At 63.7% G+C, this 573-nt stretch carries 1 pseudogene; it reads right to left on the reverse strand.

What is annotated here, in order from left to right:
* Window positions 1–160: 160 nt before the first annotated feature.
* Window positions 161–573: pseudogene (locus AC1DQC_RS20095) on the reverse strand (hypothetical protein); the annotation flags it as partial.

The following is a 573-nucleotide window of genomic DNA, read 5'->3' on the forward strand; positions in this document are numbered from 1 at the left end:
GGCTGCGCCAACTCGCCAACGGGTTCACGGCCTGCGAGTGAAACCAGCAGCCCGTCCGGCAAAGCCCACCCGACCCCGACACGCATGCAAGACGGGTAGCAATGAGCGCTGCGGTGTCGACCGCCACGGACCCCGGAGCTGGACGAGACCCACCGCTTTCTCAGTCGGCGAAGTTCTCGGTGTAGCCGAGGAAGAGCGTCCGCCTGCGAGTCAGGGTGTCCTCGAGGCGAGTCCATCCGGGCGCGTCAATACTGCGGTAGATGGGCTTCAGCTCCTCGATGAGCTCGTTCGCCTTCAGCAGGGACAACGGCGTATCCCGTTCGAATCCAATCCAGGACGCACCGATACCAAGTGGACGATAGCCGTAGGCGTCGGCGAGATGACGAGTGACGGTGTAGTTCTGGAACGTGTCCCAGTCGACGCTGAAGTACCCATTCGGGAAGCCGGCGATTGCCGCCAGGCTGTCGCGGACCGGCACGTGGAGAACGTGGATCTCGTCGTCGAGAATGGTGGACGGGTCGTCGTTGACGGCGGCCATCCGGTCAATCCAGTCGGGAGGGCATTCTCGAGTGC

It is taken from the genome of Cellulomonas sp. P4_H12 (genome assembly GCF_056400905.1).